The 16,585-nt window shown below is 59.9% G+C and carries 13 protein-coding genes and 1 pseudogene; 9 read left to right on the forward strand and 5 right to left on the reverse strand.

Features of this window, described 5'->3' with window-relative positions:
- The coding region (locus QRO95_RS22490) for a hypothetical protein (protein WP_285303514.1) at nt 1-210 on the forward strand (210 nt) is incomplete at its 5' end.
- Between the two features lie 11 nt (nt 211-221).
- Here the strand turns inward: QRO95_RS22490 and QRO95_RS22495 are convergent.
- Nucleotides 222-500 (reverse strand): hypothetical protein, encoded by a 279-nt coding sequence (locus tag QRO95_RS22495; RefSeq protein WP_285303515.1) that lies wholly within the window; start codon nt 498-500, stop codon nt 222-224.
- A 137-nt stretch (nt 501-637) separates the two neighbouring features.
- Here QRO95_RS22495 and QRO95_RS22500 point away from each other — a divergent pair, with 137 nt between their 5' ends.
- A complete protein-coding gene (locus QRO95_RS22500; RefSeq protein WP_285303516.1) occupies nt 638-1,213 on the forward strand; it encodes a DUF3693 domain-containing protein in 576 nt (191 codons plus the stop codon).
- Between the two features lie 496 nt (nt 1,214-1,709).
- Here the strand turns inward: QRO95_RS22500 and QRO95_RS22505 are convergent, their stop codons facing one another.
- Nucleotides 1,710-2,567, reverse strand: a complete 858-nt coding sequence (locus QRO95_RS22505) for a DNA-binding protein (protein ID WP_285303517.1) — start codon at nt 2,565-2,567, stop codon at nt 1,710-1,712.
- On the opposite strand from QRO95_RS22505, the pseudogene QRO95_RS22510 reads away from it, so the two are divergent.
- The 6 genes and pseudogenes from QRO95_RS22510 to QRO95_RS22535 all read left to right on the forward strand — a co-directional run bounded on the left by QRO95_RS22510 (nt 2,543) and on the right by QRO95_RS22535 (nt 13,399).
- A pseudogene (locus tag QRO95_RS22510) lies at nt 2,543-3,602 on the forward strand (site-specific integrase). The gene QRO95_RS22505 and the pseudogene QRO95_RS22510 sit on opposite strands and share 25 nt — an antisense overlap.
- Nucleotides 3,603-3,826: 224 nt before the next feature.
- Nucleotides 3,827-7,630 carry a hypothetical protein gene (locus QRO95_RS22515; protein WP_285303518.1) on the forward strand — a complete coding sequence of 1,268 codons (3,804 nt, stop codon included), beginning with the start codon at nt 3,827-3,829 and terminating at the stop codon, nt 7,628-7,630.
- Between the two features lie 429 nt (nt 7,631-8,059).
- Nucleotides 8,060-8,569, forward strand: coding sequence for an SMI1/KNR4 family protein (locus QRO95_RS22520; RefSeq protein WP_285303519.1), 510 nt, complete (start codon nt 8,060-8,062; stop codon nt 8,567-8,569).
- 22 nt (nt 8,570-8,591) lie between these two features.
- A complete protein-coding gene (locus QRO95_RS22525) occupies nt 8,592-10,259 on the forward strand; it encodes a hypothetical protein (RefSeq protein ID WP_285303520.1) in 1,668 nt (555 codons plus the stop codon).
- A complete protein-coding gene (locus tag QRO95_RS22530) occupies nt 10,256-11,296 on the forward strand; it encodes a hypothetical protein (RefSeq protein ID WP_285303521.1) in 1,041 nt (346 codons plus the stop codon). The genes QRO95_RS22525 and QRO95_RS22530 overlap by 4 nt, the downstream gene beginning before the upstream one ends.
- Before the next feature lie 96 nt (nt 11,297-11,392).
- The gene (locus QRO95_RS22535; RefSeq protein WP_285303522.1) at nt 11,393-13,399 is read left to right on the forward strand and encodes a DUF262 domain-containing protein; all 2,007 of its coding nucleotides are present in this window, start codon (nt 11,393-11,395) and stop codon (nt 13,397-13,399) included.
- Nucleotides 13,400-13,603: 204 nt separating this feature from the next.
- Here QRO95_RS22535 and QRO95_RS22540 read toward each other — a convergent pair whose 3' ends face one another.
- Nucleotides 13,604-14,347: a TIGR02391 family protein gene (locus QRO95_RS22540; protein WP_285303523.1), complete on the reverse strand. Its 744-nt coding sequence runs from the start codon at nt 14,345-14,347 to the stop codon at nt 13,604-13,606.
- A 256-nt stretch (nt 14,348-14,603) separates the two neighbouring features.
- On the opposite strand from QRO95_RS22540, the gene QRO95_RS25340 reads away from it, so the two are divergent.
- Nucleotides 14,604-15,044 carry a tyrosine-type recombinase/integrase gene (locus QRO95_RS25340; RefSeq protein WP_343237339.1) on the forward strand — a complete coding sequence of 147 codons (441 nt, stop codon included), beginning with the start codon at nt 14,604-14,606 and terminating at the stop codon, nt 15,042-15,044.
- A 20-nt stretch (nt 15,045-15,064) separates the two neighbouring features.
- Here the strand turns inward: QRO95_RS25340 and QRO95_RS22550 are convergent, their stop codons facing one another.
- Both QRO95_RS22550 and QRO95_RS22555 read right to left on the reverse strand, forming a co-directional pair.
- On the reverse strand, nt 15,065-15,496 hold the full coding sequence (locus QRO95_RS22550; RefSeq protein ID WP_285303524.1) for a hypothetical protein: 432 nt from the start codon (nt 15,494-15,496) through the stop codon (nt 15,065-15,067).
- A 317-nt stretch (nt 15,497-15,813) separates the two neighbouring features.
- Nucleotides 15,814-16,524: a hypothetical protein gene (locus QRO95_RS22555; protein ID WP_154352571.1), complete on the reverse strand. Its 711-nt coding sequence runs from the start codon at nt 16,522-16,524 to the stop codon at nt 15,814-15,816.
- Between the last annotated feature and the right edge of the window lie 61 nt (nt 16,525-16,585).

The raw sequence follows: 16,585 nt of genomic DNA on the forward strand, positions 1-16,585 counted from the left end.
GAAAAGCCCCATGCCCCGCCCTCCAAAGCCAGCCTGAAGCGAGCGCGATCAACGGCCATTGCCTGCCCCCTTCGCGAGCTTCCACAGCCGACGAAGCCCCAGCCATGCCTGCTCGATCACGATGGAGACCAACGCGCCTCCCAGCCAAACGGCTATGAGCGCGGCGCACGCCGCAAGACCCATATCGAACTCCGCCAGTTCGGCGAATGAGGGAAACCTGCTCATGCGGCGCGCTCCCGCTCTTCGGAGAACGCGGCTGCTGCCAGCAGATCACCGCGCTTGCTGGCCGCGATTTCGGCCTGATAGAGCGCTTCGTGATTCGGGGTCCAGCCGGTTGCGGCCAGCTCAGCTCGTGCCTGGGCTACGAAGGCTGCTTCGTGTGCGCTGCGACGGGCGGACTCCCCACGCCGGTCGAGGCACCACGAAACGAGTTTTGCGCTGCCAATGGACACGGCCACGATGGCCGCCAGCAGCACGAAGGCAATGAAAGGATCGATCATCCCTGCTCCCCTACCCCAAGCCCCAAGAGAACCCGCCAACGGCCTTGGGGTGCCGGTGGCGGGAGTGTCAAGGATTCCTCGACACCGGGGCGAACTGTAAAGTACCCCTGTACATCCCTGTCAAGTAGGTATCGACAATGAGCGCCAGCTACGACCTTTTCTGCCGGTGGAAACACGTGCAGAAGATCCAGAGCGACAACGCTGGTGCGCTGGCATTGGGCGTGTCCCGGGCAACCGTTTCCCTCTGGAAACAAGGGAAAAACGCGGAAATCCACTACATCGAGCGGATGGCGGTGGACATTGGTGACAGCCCGGAAATGTGGTCGGCTGTCGTGATGGCTGAGCGGAGCAATTCAGAGGACGAAAAGGCCGCATGGCGCCGGATTGCGCAGAAACTCGCCACGGTGGCCATGGCGCTATGCCTATTCGTAGGTGCAGCCCTACCCCGCGACGTGCAGGCTATGCCACAGGCTGGCAATGCCTTGCACGATATACATTATGCGAAATTACGTATCGGGCGTGATCCGGTTCGTGGGCTCGGCTTGGCAATGGCTCCGCCTCTGGCTTGGTGTTCGTTGACAGACATTTCTGCCGCGCTGAAGCAGAGATTCTGGGTGTCCAGGCAGACAGTCTGGGTGGACGCTGATCGAGAGCAGAGATTTTTGCGCCTTAGTTGCTGTATTGCAGATGTTTCCACCCTTGATCACCACTGAGGATTCACCTCAAATTCGTGGGAAGCCCGTACAGCTAGCTTCCCTTTTGTAACGCGTCATCGGGCCGGGTATGGCTGCTACTTGCACATCATTTCATGATGCTTCCGCTGGCCAAAGCACGCTCCAGCGCGGATCTTGCATGCCCGGGTGCTCTAGCGCAGCATGCAGCCATGCTGTCTGCACTTCGGGGATCAAGCTGAGGCTGTCCTTGAATATTTTCGAGTGCAGCCATCGCGCCCGCACTTGCACTCCGAAGCGTCAGGTACCATGGCATACACGCTAAGGCTCAACTTCCGAGAATCCCTCAATGAACGAAACTGATCGAGAGATCATGCTGGTTGCCATGGCAATCGTCGGATTTGCGGTCTCATTCGTCTGTTGGGCTGCTTGGCTAGCTCGCAGAACGCGCCTTGCGCGGAGTCAGCGGACTGGCCTCCGGGGCAAGTGAAGTCGCCTCGTTCTTTTGCGTGTCAGCTACTAGGAGCGCGGCACAGCGCTATTGTTTTGGGCGTCTGCGAGCCGCAGGCGGACGAACTTCTTTGGATCGCTTGAGCGCCACCTCCAGCTGAGCTGGCAAATCTCGAAGCCCTGAAAGTTGCCCCTCGAGCGCGTCACATCTGCCGCGCAGGATATCGGCAGACTGACTGGCTGTGGCGGCCGCTGATTGGGCGGCCTGGATATCCTGACGCAGCTGCTTCTCAAGGGCCCTGTGTTGTTCGGATGCCTTGCTTAGCTGCGCCTGGAGTTCCTTCACCTCCTGGCGGGCACGATCAACATCGCTGAGCGCCCGATTCTCGACAGATCTGACGTACTCGGTCCAGTCCTCCCTCTCAGATTTCGCCGTCTCTAGGGTCTCCTGAAGCCGGACGTCGAGTTGCTGTCTCGCTGCCTCACTTCGGTCGGCTCTCCGAAGCGCGGTGTCCCGTTGCTCTGTGAGCTCTGAGATCTGCATACGGAGTTGGTCGACTAAGTGCTGGAGCTCTGTAGCTTGCGTAGCGGCAATTCTCTCTCCTGTGAGAGCATCGTCGCGCTCTGAGCGCATTTGCGTCAGCTCGTCAGCTACAAATCGGGACTTAGCCTCCAGTGCATCACGCCGGGCGGCCAGCGACTGCTCAGCCTCTGCAAGCTCTCGATGGGCGGCCTCCCGGGCATGACTCAACGCTAGCTCCCACCATTGTCCGGCGAGTTGCGCCAACACCGCCGGTGCATCTTCTAGGTCCTGACGCGCTGGCTGCAGGCGCGTGCCAAGTCGGTTCCACCACGTCTCCAGCCAGCGGGTCACGGTGTTCGGCGAGCCTGTCCCGAGGTGAGCCCGGATCCGTTCTACGGTTGGGCGTTCGCCCTTGGCGACCAACTCGTCGGCGACAGCTGGCCCAACAGGCTGCCGATGCGGTCCGCGAGTTGCTGGCCGAAGCCGCAGCCGAGAACACGACCCGCAGCTACACCAGCGCCCTGCGCTACTGGGCCGGCTGGCACGCGGCGCGCTACGGCATCGAGTTGGCCTTGCCGGTACCCGAAGCCATCGTGCTCCAGTTCGTAGTCGATCACGTACAGCGCCGCTCGACCGACGGCGAATTGGCTTGGGAACTTCCACCAGCCGTCGACCAGGGCTCGGTGGCAGCTGGCCTCAAAGCCAAGGTCGGCCCGTGGACCTTGGCGACCGTGCGCCATCGCGTTGCGGTGCTGTCCACTGCGCACCGGCTCAAACACCTGGCCAATCCCTGCGAGCAGCCGGCAATCCGCACCGTACTCAGTCGCGCGGCGCGGGCCGCGGTCAAGCGCGGCGAGCGCCCGCGCAAGAAGACTGCAATCACCCTGGCCGAGCTGGAGGCCATGTTGGCCACCTGCGACGACAGCCTGGAAGGAATTCGAGATCGCGCCCTACTCTGCTTCGGGTTCGCTAGTGGTGGCCGCCGGCGCAGCGAGATCGCCGCTGCCGACCTGCGCGACCTGCGCCGGATTGGCGAGGCGGGCTATATCTACCGGCTGGAGCACAGTAAGACCCAGCAGGCCGGGGTTACGGCCACCTCGACCCCGGGACAAGCCGGTGCTCGATCGGGCCGCCCTCGCCCTGCAGGACTGGCTGGACGCAGCCGGGATCACCGAAGGGGCGATCTTCCGGCGGCTCTGGAAACAGCGGATCGGCCCTGCCTTGTCCCCGGCGGCTGTGGGTGAGATTGTCCAGCGGCGGGCGCGCCTGGCCGGACTGGAGGGCGATTTTGGCGGGCATAGCCTGCGCTCGGGGTTCGTGACCGAGGCCAGCCGCCAAGGCGTGGCGTTGCCTGCGATCATGCAGCTCACTGAGCATCGATCAATATCAAGCGTGTTGGGGTACTTTCAGAGCGGCGAAGCCACAGCTAACCCCGCTGCTCGCCTGCTTGAAGACTGAGGACAGCCGCCATGAAGGCTTGTCGATGGAGCAGGTGATGGGAAGAGACTCCCACCCCACCGCCCCGACTACATCAATGGTTACGGGTCCAACCAGCCCCGAAAGCGATACCCGCAATCCTGCCGGGACCTGCAAGTTCTAGTTACAGCCCAACAAAGGCCTCCACGGCTGGATGGCCTCTGAACAACCTGCCCAGGACGCACATACCTTGCGACAATGGCCCCATGCACCCTCTCTTCGATATTCAGACCAACCACATCCAAGCCTTGGACGACGGCCAAGCCAGAGAGCTGCTGGCCCGCCTGTGTCGTTCTCAGCTTCAGCGCGCCGGCCTGGATCCAGCTGCCGTGTTTTGGGGTGGTAATCAGCGAGCGGGTGATGGGGGGGTCGATGTCCGTGTTGATGGCCCGCCGGCTCGCGAGGTGGGCGGCCCTCTGGGCCTCAGTGTTGCCATCGTCCAGGTCAAGGCCGAGGCATTTGGGCCTGCGAAAGTTGAATCCGAGATGGCTCCCAAAGGGATCGTCAGGCCCTCGATCGTTTCATTAGCAGCCGACGGCGGCGCTTATCTCATTGCTTCCACCCGAGACGATCCCGCCGACCCTAAACGGCGCGCCCGGGTAGCCGCCATGGAAAAGGTGGTTGGAAAACATGGGTTGACTGGAATGATCAAAGTCGACTTTCTTGGCGCACGAGAGATAGCCAATTGGGTAGAGAACTTCCCCTCTTTAGCCGTTTGGGTGCGTAAGGCCGTCGGTAGGTCAATACAAGGATGGTCAGCTTACGGCCCTTGGGCCTACAAGGAGACGGATCAGGATGCCGAGTTCGTGGTTGGAAGCGAGCCTCGTGTCTTTTCCTCGACTTCAACCGAAGGGATGACCGATCTTCAAGCCATTGAGGCGATACGGCGCGATTTGGCGGCAGGTGGAACAGTTCGCTTAGTTGGTCTGTCTGGCGTTGGAAAGACGCGGCTAGCGCAAGCCATTTTTGACACCCGCGTCAAAACCGGCGCTCCCGCTCTATCCCCAGATTGGGCAATGTACACCGACATCTCGAACAGCCCGGACCCATCGCCTGAAGCCATGATCGATGCGCTAGCAAGTTCCAACGCAAAAACTGTGCTGATTGTCGATAACTGCGGTCAGAAGACGCATGCCGCGCTCGTTGAACGTAAAGCCAAGAGTGGCAACCAACTTGGCCTTCTGACGATCGAATATGACATCCAAGACGACTTGCCTGAAGAAACCACCTTCTACCGTCTTGAAGGTACTTCTGAAGAGACGATGTCGACACTCTTACAGGCCCGATGTAAACACCTTTCGCACAATGACATCCGTAAGGTCATCGACGCCAGTGATGGCAACTCTCGTCTTGCCTTCGCCCTGGCTTCCACCTCCAAGCACACCGACGATCTTTCTTCGCTGAAAGACACCGAACTATTTCGGCGTTTATTCGAGCAATCCCAGGGCGCTGGGGATGAATTGCTGCGCTGTGCCAAGGCAGCAAGCTTGCTCTATTCGTTTGACGGCGAAGACCTATCTCCCACCTCCGAGATCGCAATTTTGGCGGGCCTCGCGGGCACCACACCCGCAGACTTCCGACGGAACATGATCGACCTTCGTCGACGCGGCCTTCTTCAGGAGCGTGGCAAGTGGCGCGCCCTATTGCCCCATGCAGTCTCCAACCGCCTCGCGGCGCTTGCTCTCGAGGAGCTTTTAGAGCCCGTCACGATGGATCAGCTGTTCGTTCTGGCCACAGACCGGGTGAGAGCATCCTTCGCACATCGGATGAGCTTTCTTCACAACTCCACGAGCGCCGTAAGGCTGGTATCCGACCTCTTGGCACCTGGAGGCCACTTCTCTGACCTTGGCAGCATTTCCGACAAAGACCTCTTAATCTTCCTGCGCTTTGCTGCTGTGGCCCCATCGCTTGCACTTGATACGATTGGAGACTTCGCTACGAAGGGTGATCTCGGCATCCGAAACGAGTATGACGTAGAAAAGCTTGCTCAGCTTTCAAGCTCTATTGCCTACGATCCCAGCCTGTTTGACCGGTGCGTTCGGGTCCTACTTGACCTCACTCCCCTACTTTCGAAAGACCATCGGACTGGAGCGCAGAAGCATCACCAGCTATCCTCACTCTTTCAGCTGTATTACTCCGGCACCCTGACACTAACCGCGAAGCGCGCCCCGCATGTGAAGCGCCTTCTAGCAGCCCGCGATTCCGATGAAGTGAAGATCGGGCTCACGCTGCTGGGTGAATCCCTCAAAGTTCGCAATTTCCGTCCCGCATCTCACTTTCACTTTGGAGCACGCACACGCTCATACGGATGGTGGCCAAAAAGTTCAGACGAACAGCGGACGTGGTATTCGGCTTTCATTGAAATCGCTGAGGACTATGCCTTCCGCGATGACTATGTGGGGCGAGAAGTTCGAAATATGCTGGGAAAGGCGGTGTTCGGCTTAGTCCAAGATGAAGTGCTCTTTGATCGAATTTCGAAGCTTGCTCCTCGCTTGATTGCATGCGATGACTGGTTGCCCGCCATGAAAAGCCTCAATGATCTCCTTAAACATAAAGATCTCGAGATTGAAACTCGTGAGAGAGCGACAGCATTCAAGCAACTGATTAGCCCCAAAGATCTTCGCGCCAAGATTCATGCCGTCATCTCCATGCGCGACGCCTGGGAAGATGAGGAAGATGAAGAGGACTATCTCGGCGCCGATGATCGGGCAACCGTCAAGAGCGAGCGCTTAGGCCAACAGTTGGCGTCAGACGAAGTGCTGTTGCGGGAAATGCTTCCAATGTTGCTTGGTGAGGGCGCCAAGCCTTACACCGTTTCGGTTGGCCGTGGAGTTGCACTGGCAACGACAGACCCATCCTCCCTGATGAGCCAAGTTAAGGATGTCATCCTCGCAAGCGGCGACATCACTCGGCTCAATTCGATCTTTGTCTTTGGACTGATATCAGGGTGGAATGAACGCGACACTGAAATGACTAGTAAGTTGCTGGACACTTTAGTGAGTGATGCCGCTCTAGGCTCTTGGCTCCCGACACTACAGTTCGCCTCTCCACTGACAAAGGAAGGCGCACAACGAATCCGGCAGGCTTTGGCACTGGGACTTGCTCCCCTGTGGAGATACCGAGAGCTCGGGTACGGTTCACGTCTCGCATCGGTTTCGGTCACAGACATCCGAGATATTCTGAACGACCTCGCTTCGAAAGGCCCCGACGGCATGCATGCTGCACTAGATGTGCTCCACATGGTCGTATTCAGTGCCGGAGAGCGAACGCCAGCCGAGCAAGAAGAGCTTGGCCACTACTGCCGGAATTTTCTAACTCGAGAAGACTGGCCTAATCTGGATCATGAAGGGGAGCGTCTGGACTATGAAGTTGAACAGCTAATCAAGTTCGGCGCGAAGCACTCTAGGTCATTCGATGAAGTGCAGGGAGTTCTGCTACAAGCGGTCAGGGCACGCAGCCTCTACCCTCGCTATACGCCCAGCACTACAGGAAACTTCCTGTCTCCCATCCTGCGCAGATACGCTCCTGAGGCACTGAACTACCTCCTTAATTTAGACGAGACTCAACGTCACGTGTTGAATGACTTGGCCATGGAAGAGTCTTCGGTAGATTCAAGCGAGAGGATGACCTCTCCGATTTCGGAGGACACGCTTGTTGAATGGTGCGCCGCTGACCCATCACATCGAGTCTTGTTGGCTGCGCGGCTCTGCCAGCTCAATGGAAAGAACGGCAACGGTCCGCAAGTTACGCAACGCCTATATGAGCTTGCGCCAGATAAGAGCGCGTTCATGGCTGAACTTACTAAACGCGGCTTGACTTCCGGTAGCTCTGACTGGCTGCTCCCCATCTTGCGGCAACTGACTACTGTCCTCGCGTCCTTCCCCACCCAACCTGGAACACCCGATCGTCAGACTCAAGAGAACGAAGTCAGGCGGGTTAATTCGCGGATTGATAGTTGGGAAAAGATGCTTGCCGAGAATAGCCGCGGACGTGATGAGACCTTTGAGTAGCGTTGACGGCCTCCCCTATCCCTGGCGCCAATCCATCAAATTTACCGGAAACGGCACACTAGCCAAATTGTAGTCCGCTGGCGGGTCGCAAGCTGCCTACCCTACCCCCGATAAATCTTCCTGATCCCTTGCTCGCTCTACATCCGCTCCTAGCCAAGAGTAGACGAGGCCACAATGTCCTCCAGTGGCACGGCCAATCCCCCCGCCACTTCCAACGGCACCCCAGCGCGCCCCAACCAAGAACACCTCACGCACGCCTAAAGATACGCACCAAGTCGCCGATAACAGCGTGCAGCAGAAGCGGCGGCAGCAGCATCCAGGCACCGCCCGCCTGGCACGTCGCGTCTCTTCCATTGCGACGGTGCATGGCTATGATGGCGCCACGTTGCCCTGGCCGATGTCAGGGTGCTACCACCACGGAACACACCAATGCAGAAGACATGGAGTCGTCTTGAGCAGTGGCTGCACGCGCATGACCCGGCGCGTCTGGCCGATCTACGCCCCCCGGCTCGAGCCGGCCAGCTTGCCGACCTGGAAGCCACCCTCTCCCTTGCCCTGCCCCACGAACTGGCCGAAAGCCTGCGCCGGCATGACGGCCAGGCGCGCAAGGGCCCTGGCCTGTTTGGTGAGATGGCCTACTCCGGCTGCGGGGCCATTGCCACCGATTGGGCCGCCCTGACCCGGCTGGCGAACGATGGCGAATTCGATGACCTACCCGATGTCCCCGACAACGGCATTGCCTCGGCGTGGTGGCATGCGGGCTGGATCCCATTCGCCGCCAGCGGCGCCGGCGACCATCTTTGCATCGATACCGCTCCGGCCCGTGGTGGCCAGGTAGGGCAGATCATCACATTCGAGCACGACCACCCGCGCCGCCGCCTGGTTGCCTCCTCCCTTGGCGCATGGCTGGAAGCTGCCGTGCAGAAGGCCGCGCGATGACCCTCCCTTCCCAGGATCTTCCATGACTGCCACGGAACTGCGCCAGCAACGGCTGGACCGGCTTTACCAGGAATGCCGCAAGCAGGTTGTTTCCCAGCTGATCGGGCCTTTCGGCCTGAACCCGATGATGTTCGAGGACCGCAACGGGGGCAATGTCACCACGCTGCACAACTTCGAGCGTGACGATGACAGCTATGTCGCCACTTCCGAGGACAAAGCGCTGCACAAGCACTCCAAGGAAGAGTACAACCGTGCCGAGTACACGCTGGACAACAAAGCCAAGGCCCGCGCTGCCGGCCACGGCGACAGCGATTGGAACAGCAAGCGCGACGCCCACCTGGAACGCGGCATGGACGAATACACCGGCCAGTCCTTCGAGACGGCCGCCAATGGCAGCACCACCCAGGGCGGCGTGCCCGTCACCATGGAGCTGGACCATGTCATCTCGCTGAAGGAGTTCCACGAGACGCCGAAGAACCACCTGGCGCTCGGCAAGGTCACCATGGTGGATGGCACGCCGGTCGTGGACACTTCGGCCATGGCGGGCGTGGCGAACGATGAGGCGAACCTGTCGCTCACCAACAAGTCACTCAATGCCTCCAAGGGTGGCCGACGGGTAGACGAATGGGTGGATGCCAAGCTCGCCAAGGCAGAAGATACCGGCACGCAATTGGATTTCGATCCACAGGCGGTGCAGTCCTCCTACGAGCGCGCACGCGATGCCATCAATGCCAAGGTAGACACCGCCCTGCTCAAGAAGCAGGCCGCCGAACTGGCCAGCACCGGCCTGGCGCAGGCCCGGCAGATGGGCCTGCGCCAGGCCATGGGCGTGCTGCTGACCGAGCTGGTGAACAGCCTGTTCGTGGAGTTCAAGACACTCATCCGCAAGGGCATCAAACTGAGCAAGGTCCTGTTAGAGGAGCTGCGCCAGCGCCTGGTAACGGTGGCCACCAATGTGGCAAAGAAGGTGCCGGAGGCCGTTGGCGCGCTGTTCGAAGGCGGGCTCAGCGGGTTCGTGAGCAACCTGCTCACCTTCCTGCTCAACAATGTACTGTCCACGGCCAAGCGTTACGTCACGGCCATCCGTGAGGGTCTGCTGGGGCTGTTCAAGGCCTTCCGCATGATCGTCTTCCCGCCCGCGCACATGAGCGAGGAGGCCGCTCTGCAGGCCGGCCTGAAGATGCTCTCGACCGTACTGATGACCACGATAGGCATCCTGATCGGTGAAAGCGTGGCCAACTTCCTGCTCAGCATCCCGGTGCTCGTACCAGTGGCCAACATTGTAGCCCCGGTGCTGGTGGGTATCCTCACCGGCCTGCTGTCGGCGCTGATGGCGTACCAGATCGATGCGTTGTTCGAACGCCGCCGCCACGATGCCAATGGCCAGAGCATTGAAGCGATGCTGGCCGATGCCAAAAGCCGGGGGCAATTGGCTGACCAGCTTACCGAGCAGACCACGCTGACCCTGCACAGCTACGCATTGAACCTCCAATCGCTGCACCTGTACCAGGCGGTGAGCGAGCACTACAGTGCCGCCGCCACTGATGGTGCCGCCGCGCTGTCCAGCCTGTCTCAAAGCAATGCCCGTGCGCGCGATCACGTGTCGCAGAGTGATCTTTCCCTGAAAAGCCTGCAGGAACGCCACGACCTGCTGGAAGGCTTTCTCAACCGCCAACAGATTCAAGGATGAACGCCGTGAACCAACAGGCCAGTCAAGAACTGATGATCGTACGCGCCGTCGCCAGCGTGGACCTGCCGCAGAATCTGGACAGCCTGGGTCACGTGGGCGCCCTGGTGAAACGCATGGGTGAAGAAGGCAAGGCCCTGCGCAGGAAGGCCAAGGATCTGGAGCAGGCGCGCCAGGAAAAACGCGATGGCAACTTCTTCGGCAACCTGATCAAGGGCCGCCAGGAGGCCATGGAGGATGCGCAGATGGACCTCAACAAGGCCATCGGCAACCTCACCGCATCCACATCGGAACTGCTGGTGATCAACACCGCGCTTTCCAAGGTACTGCACATTCAGCAGGAAGCCCTGCACGACCAGCAGGAGCAGCTGGAAAGCCAGGCCATCGAGATCCGCGAGCAGAACGTGCAGATCCTGCAGCAGCAGGAAGAGCAGGCACGTCAACAGGAGCAGATCATCTTGGTCAACGAAGGCATTCTGGAAGCCAAGGGCCTCACCCAGGAGCAGGCGTTGAAACTGGTGGGCTGCGTTGAGCGGGTCACCATGGCCGAGCAGGCGCTGAAGCTCGAGGTACAGCGCCTGAAAATGGACGTGGAGGAGCACCTGGCGACCAGCTCCGCCCGCACGGCTGCCCAGATGAGCGCGCTGCAGGACAGCCTGACCGTGGCCCATGACCAGTTGCTGGCGAGCGTCGCCAGTCTGCATGAAACGGTGCTCCTGCCGCTGCAGGCCGACCAATCGGCACTGCGGGACGAGGTGAAGGTGCTGCGCCAGCACGGCGATGCCTTGGCAGCGGCCCTGGTCGTGGAGGCCGGCGCACGCCAGCATCTCGCGCGGCAGCACGCCGAGGCACTGGCTGAACAGTCCGAATATCAGGCGCAAGCCCTGGCGGCGGCCATCGCCGGGAGTGATCGGCGGTGGGAGGCCGCGCTGGCACAGCAGCAGGCGGACAGCCGGGCCGCACTGGGCAAGCTGCGCCTGGCCGCGGGCGTCACTGCGGCAGCCCTAGCGGGGGTGCTGGCCTGGCAGCTGCTGGGGTGACCCTCTTCCCGCCGTCCAGCGGCGGCCCTTCCAGCTGCCCCCCTGGGGCGACCCACGCCAAACACCGTCATCCAATCTGATACGCACGAGAACACCATGAGCTTCAGCAACGCAGATCTTCTCTCGGTAAGCGACATCACCTCCCGTTGCACCCTGGAGATACCCGAGTTCCAACGCGGCTACTCCTGGCAGAAGGAACATTGGGAGGCCCTGTGGGACGACGTTGAAAGCATCGTCAGCCGCGGCACCGCCGAACACTACACCGGTGCCCTCATGCTGGGCGCGAGTGACGCCGACGGCGTCAGTGAGCTGATTGACGGACAGCAGCGCATGGTCACCATCGCACTGATGATCTCGGCCCTCGGCGGAACCGCCTACCCGATCAGGTTCAGGAACAACCACGTCCTGCAGGATTGCTTCGATTTCCACGCTTTGGCGCAGCGCCAGCTGGAAGCCACCGTTTCTCAGTATTCTTCCTACTATGCACGCAACATCGCGTCGGCATGGAAATTCTTCGCTGATCGCGCCGCCCCGCTCCGTCAAGCCGAGGCGGCACAGCCGTATCTTGACGTTCTGATGCATCGCCTCAGGATTTTCGTCCTCACGATCGGCGCACAGTTCGACGTGCATGTTGCCTTCGAGACCATCAACAACCGCGGGCGCCCGCTGAGCACGCTCGAGAAGCTCAAGAACCGCCTGATCTATCTGGCTTCGCAGGACCACGACTTCGTGCGCGGGAAGCGCGCGGCCTCCGAAGTACATCGTTGCTGGAAAGGCATCTACCAAAGCCTCGGGGCCGGCAAGCAGCTGCTCCAGGATGACGCGTTTCTTTCCGCGCACTCCACCGGTTGGTTCCGCGTGGAGCGCGTCTATGACTGGCTGAACGTCCAGCTCTTCGACAAAGAATTCTCCACCCGCCAGGCTGTCGACAGCGACAACATCGTGGCGTACGTCCAGAGCCTGGAACAGGCAGCGGCCTGCTGGCACCTGCTGCACGCGCCGGAGAAGCTGCCTGCGACCGTTGCAGACCATATCCATCGCTTGAATCAAGCCGCAGCAGGTGCTACTCCGCCCCTGCTGCTGTGGGCCCTGGTACGCATTGCCCGGGAGTACCCCGCCTTCCTGCAGTATCCTGACAAGGACACTGGCTGGGTTGCGGCCTTCTCGGCGCTGGCGTCCGAGGCCGAACGCTTCGGCGTGCTGGTGCTGCAGGCGGCCGACCGGCCCGCCCATACCGGCAAGAGCGACCTCAACCGGTCGGCTTTTGCCGTGGCCAACAACGACCCGAGCGTCCTCACGCGCCAGGCTTCGCTGCTGCCCGCAGCCAACGCGGTGGGAGCCGTGGAAATCGCCACCCAGCACCTGCATTCATTGATCAACAACGTCCAGGGCTACGATGACGAAGAGGAGGAAATCCTCACCTACTCCCAATTCGACTGGCAGGGCTACTTCAGCGCCGAAGGCGTACTGGCAGCGGTGAACGACCGCTTCACCAAGAAGGGCGGCACGGGATTCTACGGCTGGTCGTTCGGCAAGCTGGTGGTGATGGCCTGGGAAGAACGCCTGCGCGGAACGCGCGGCAAGCAGGACAAGAAGCCCTGGGAGCGATACCACTGGACCGATTCCGTGGAGCATATCTACCCACAGACGCCCAATGAACACTGGCAGCAGGCCATCATCACCAAAGGACGCAACAGCGACCGGGCCTCCGCGGCCATCGCCGGATCATTGGGCAACCTGCTGCTGCTTTCCGGCCCTTTGAATGCCGCCAACTCGAACCATGCGTACCAGACGGTGGGAGACACCCAGGGAAAGCGCAGCCGCTACGCGTCGGGCAGCTATTCGGAAATCCAGATCAGCACGCTATGCGAGCGTTGGACGGTGGTGGAGATCGCCGCACGTGGCATCGCCATGCTGCAGAACGCCCAACAGCGCTGGGGCTTCGAACTCCTTCCGGAAGATGCCAAGGAAGTTGAGTGGCTGCCCTACCTGTTTGGCCCGTTCGCCGATCGCGTGATGACCGGTCATTTCAGCAGGAACGGAAAGGCCGTGGATGGGCGAAACCTAAGATCGATGGTGGAACGCTTCACCAATTACACCTGACTCAACGATGATCCCGCCGGCAGCTGTCGTCGACCGCCGTCGGCTACATGAACGAGCCGATATACATCCGAGCTGATCGTTCGCAACGAGCACTGTTGACGCCCCACGACAGAGTGTCCGCTTTCAGCCAGAAGCGGACAAAGGCGTGACGCCTGAATTAAGCCGAGCCGCGAGGCGGCTTCGGCTTGAATGAATTGTTAGACCTCAAAGCCGCTCATCCAGCTTGTGAAATAGCAGACTTGCAAGGAAGAAGTGATGGATTGCCCGCTCCGGCGTAATCACGATGTTTCCATGGGCCTTAGGGTTGCGCACGCCGATCATTGAGCCCGCAAACAGATCCATGTGCCCTTGCTGGATGTTGCGACCCGTTTCTGTGGTTAGGTCATCCAGGGTAATCGTGGGCTTGTTGGGTGTTAATGCTTTCCGCATCAAAGGTGCGCCATCAAGTTCTTCATTGGCCGCAGCTTTGTGTAGCATCTTTACAACTGAGTTGACCTCTTTAAGAACGGCCTCTACGGCATCTGCGTAGTGGCCAGCCTCGAATCTGGGTTTGGCTAGGGCGACAACGCTTGCGTGGAGCAGCGACCACACGTGCTCCATTTGGCTGTCAGGCTTTGTGGGCAGCTGTGCGATTAAGTCCGGGTTGCGCTTGATGCGGGTCACTGCGGAGCGCAGGACCGAAATAATGTCCTCTACGCTTTTTAATGACGGAGAGCGTGTGAAGTTGCTAACACCTTCGTTGGCAATAGCAGCAATGTTGCGGGAATAGGCGTTCTTGCCCAAGGCGTCGTCGAAAAAATCTACTAGCTCTTGGACCATCTGACGGTACCGAGGATCGTCATCGCGACTGATGTAGATGCGGTCCCTGGTCTTCGTGAAACGCGCCAGTATCCCAGACAGATCCTTCTCGTACTTTTCAAGGTGCGCAATGAGCTCTTCTGGGGTCACGGTAGTCTTTCCTTGAGGTCTAACTACGATTAGACCCCAAAGTGGGGGTTAGCGCGGATTCTGGGCGCTTCCGCACGGTGATTTCGCAGAGGCTGCGGCTGGCCTTGCAGGCACAGAACGATGGAGTTCAGGTCCTCCATGCCCGGGATCCAGAAGCGGACTCGGGGCCGCGTCGTTGCCCCATGCTCTCGCCCGAAAGTACCGCAACGCAGAGCGCGAACTGGGCAGGGCGTGCGTTCTCCCGGCCACCCATCGGGTGATCGACCCCCTCGATGATCGCGAGAAGCGTCATCATCTGGACGAGAGCGGGCTGCAGCGCGCCATTAAGACGGCCGCCCGCAGGGCTGGCATCATTAAGCCTGTCAGCCCACACACCCTGCGACATTGCTTCGCCACCCATCTGCTCGAATCCGGAGCCGATATCAGGACCGTGCGGGAATTGCCGGGTCACGAGGAGGTGACGACGACGCAGATCTATACCCACGTTTTGAATTGGGGCGTGGCAGGCGTACTCAGCCCATTGGATCGGTGGCCAGGTCGGATGGTTTCGGATTGTCCGCTTTGGGTCGGATGCTGCCATGTCGAGCCCACGACCACTATCGGCGAACAGCGGACATCTGCCCTATCCCCTGCCCCGCCGATGTCGACTTCCGGCCAGAAGCTGCCGTTCAACTCTGGAATTAAGCCCTCGGCTTGAATGAATTGTTAGGAAGCAACCTACGGAATATCACGCTTAAGCTCAATGATAGCTGGTGGATTGCCTGCGCCAAGTAACCCATGATAGAGATCAAGGCCGCCTTCATGCTCCAGAACAGCCACAACGTATGATTTGTAGGAGTCATCCCAGTTCCAGCCTCCTGCGGGACTTGGAACTGTGGCCTGAATAATTGTGTGAAGCGCTTGGGATGGTTGAGCTGGTGAACCAGCAGAAGGTGCTGTGATACGAAAGGTTTGGAGCGGGGCGGACTCAATAGCCTGCAAGATTGAGGTCCACTCAGATGTTGTGATGTGGATGGAAGGCTTTGGGCCAGATGGGCCTGATGCTCTGCTAATTGATGGGTCAATTGTGACGCCGCGACTGGCACGCTTGTATTGAAAGATGCCTTCTTGAGCGCCACCGTGGCGTCCTAATGTTTGCATGATGCGCACAAAACTCTCCTTTTCTGCCTAACTACCTAATAGACGGACCCGTGGGTCCGGTTATACGACTTACCCACAAAGCGCCGTATGGCGGGCTTTCCCGCCGATACAGCTCGATCTTAGGGTGACTGGGTTCGGCTAACAAGCCAGCGTATAACCGGACCCAGCGCTAGGCTCGGCGGCCGCACCAATGGACGCTCTGGGTCGCTTGACGCCCTGCGGCCAAAAGCGGGCATCCGCCCTACTCCCGATAAACATCCCTTATCGCTACTCCCCGTACTGAAGTGCACCGCCACTCTCAGCTTGGTGCTCGCCGGGAACCAGCCCTATTGGGCTGCCGAAACAGGAATCACACCCTTTCGCAGAATCTCCAACCTCCCAACATCGCCAACAGGCACAAGCACTGCAGCCTTCCGCGACGGGTCCCACAGTGCATAGCTATCACCAAGACGACCAATCAGGCTTAGGTCGCCCTCCACCTTTCCATTAACAGTCACGGCCGTCACGTGCTTGCCGCCGCCAGAGGAAATCTTCTCGGCACGCTGGAAGCCAAGCATGCTTGAAGCTATCGAGACGTAGACCAGCATCACCAAGGCGTAAATTAGCCAAGGGGAATCTTTCACTGCGGTGGGCATCACCGGCGAAAGATGCACGATCAACGCACAGATGACCGTCAGAAGAACCCCTATCAGAAGAGGCCATGTGTTCGACCACCAAAGCAGCAGCCCTAGGGCAGTGAAGAAAAGCACTGGAAACAGCCATGCGAACAGCTTGCTTTTGGAGCTGCCGCTCGTGACCTTCATCTCCACCCAGCCGCCAAACAGCGAGGCCAGCAGCATGAGAAATAACACCATGCCGATCCCAGCAAGCCCAGCCAGCGCAAGCTCACTCACCGCAACAAACTGGAAGGGATCCAGGCCGAAGTGGCCCCAATACGCCTTCAGATAGAAGGCGCCTTGAATCAATCCGAACGTGACGAGCGCCGAACCCCATCCAGCAACATCGGCCATCGTCAGTGTCTTTTTCGTACGCTCCATGTATCCCCTTCCATCGATGCAGCCCCGCCACATAGTGACATGCAGCGCTCTACCTCGCAGA

Origin of the sequence: Stenotrophomonas maltophilia group sp. Smal13 (genome assembly GCF_030236855.1) — a bacterium.
GTDB lineage: Bacteria > Pseudomonadota > Gammaproteobacteria > Xanthomonadales > Xanthomonadaceae > Stenotrophomonas > Stenotrophomonas maltophilia_A.

What these genes read in the sequence shown, in the direction of transcription:
- QRO95_RS22495 (WP_285303515.1), bottom strand. Translation starts at nt 500, where the DNA reads ATGATCGATCCTTTCATTGCCTTCGTGCTGCTGGCGGCCATCGTGGCC.
- QRO95_RS22500 (WP_285303516.1), top strand. Translation starts at nt 638, where the DNA reads ATGAGCGCCAGCTACGACCTTTTCTGCCGGTGGAAACACGTGCAGAAG.
- QRO95_RS22515 (WP_285303518.1), top strand. Translation starts at nt 3,827, where the DNA reads ATGCACCCTCTCTTCGATATTCAGACCAACCACATCCAAGCCTTGGAC.
- QRO95_RS22520 (WP_285303519.1), top strand. Translation starts at nt 8,060, where the DNA reads ATGCAGAAGACATGGAGTCGTCTTGAGCAGTGGCTGCACGCGCATGAC.
- QRO95_RS22525 (WP_285303520.1), top strand. Translation starts at nt 8,592, where the DNA reads ATGACTGCCACGGAACTGCGCCAGCAACGGCTGGACCGGCTTTACCAG.
- QRO95_RS22530 (WP_285303521.1), top strand. Translation starts at nt 10,256, where the DNA reads ATGAACGCCGTGAACCAACAGGCCAGTCAAGAACTGATGATCGTACGC.
- QRO95_RS22535 (WP_285303522.1), top strand. Translation starts at nt 11,393, where the DNA reads ATGAGCTTCAGCAACGCAGATCTTCTCTCGGTAAGCGACATCACCTCC.
- QRO95_RS22555 (WP_154352571.1), bottom strand. Translation starts at nt 16,524, where the DNA reads ATGGAGCGTACGAAAAAGACACTGACGATGGCCGATGTTGCTGGATGG.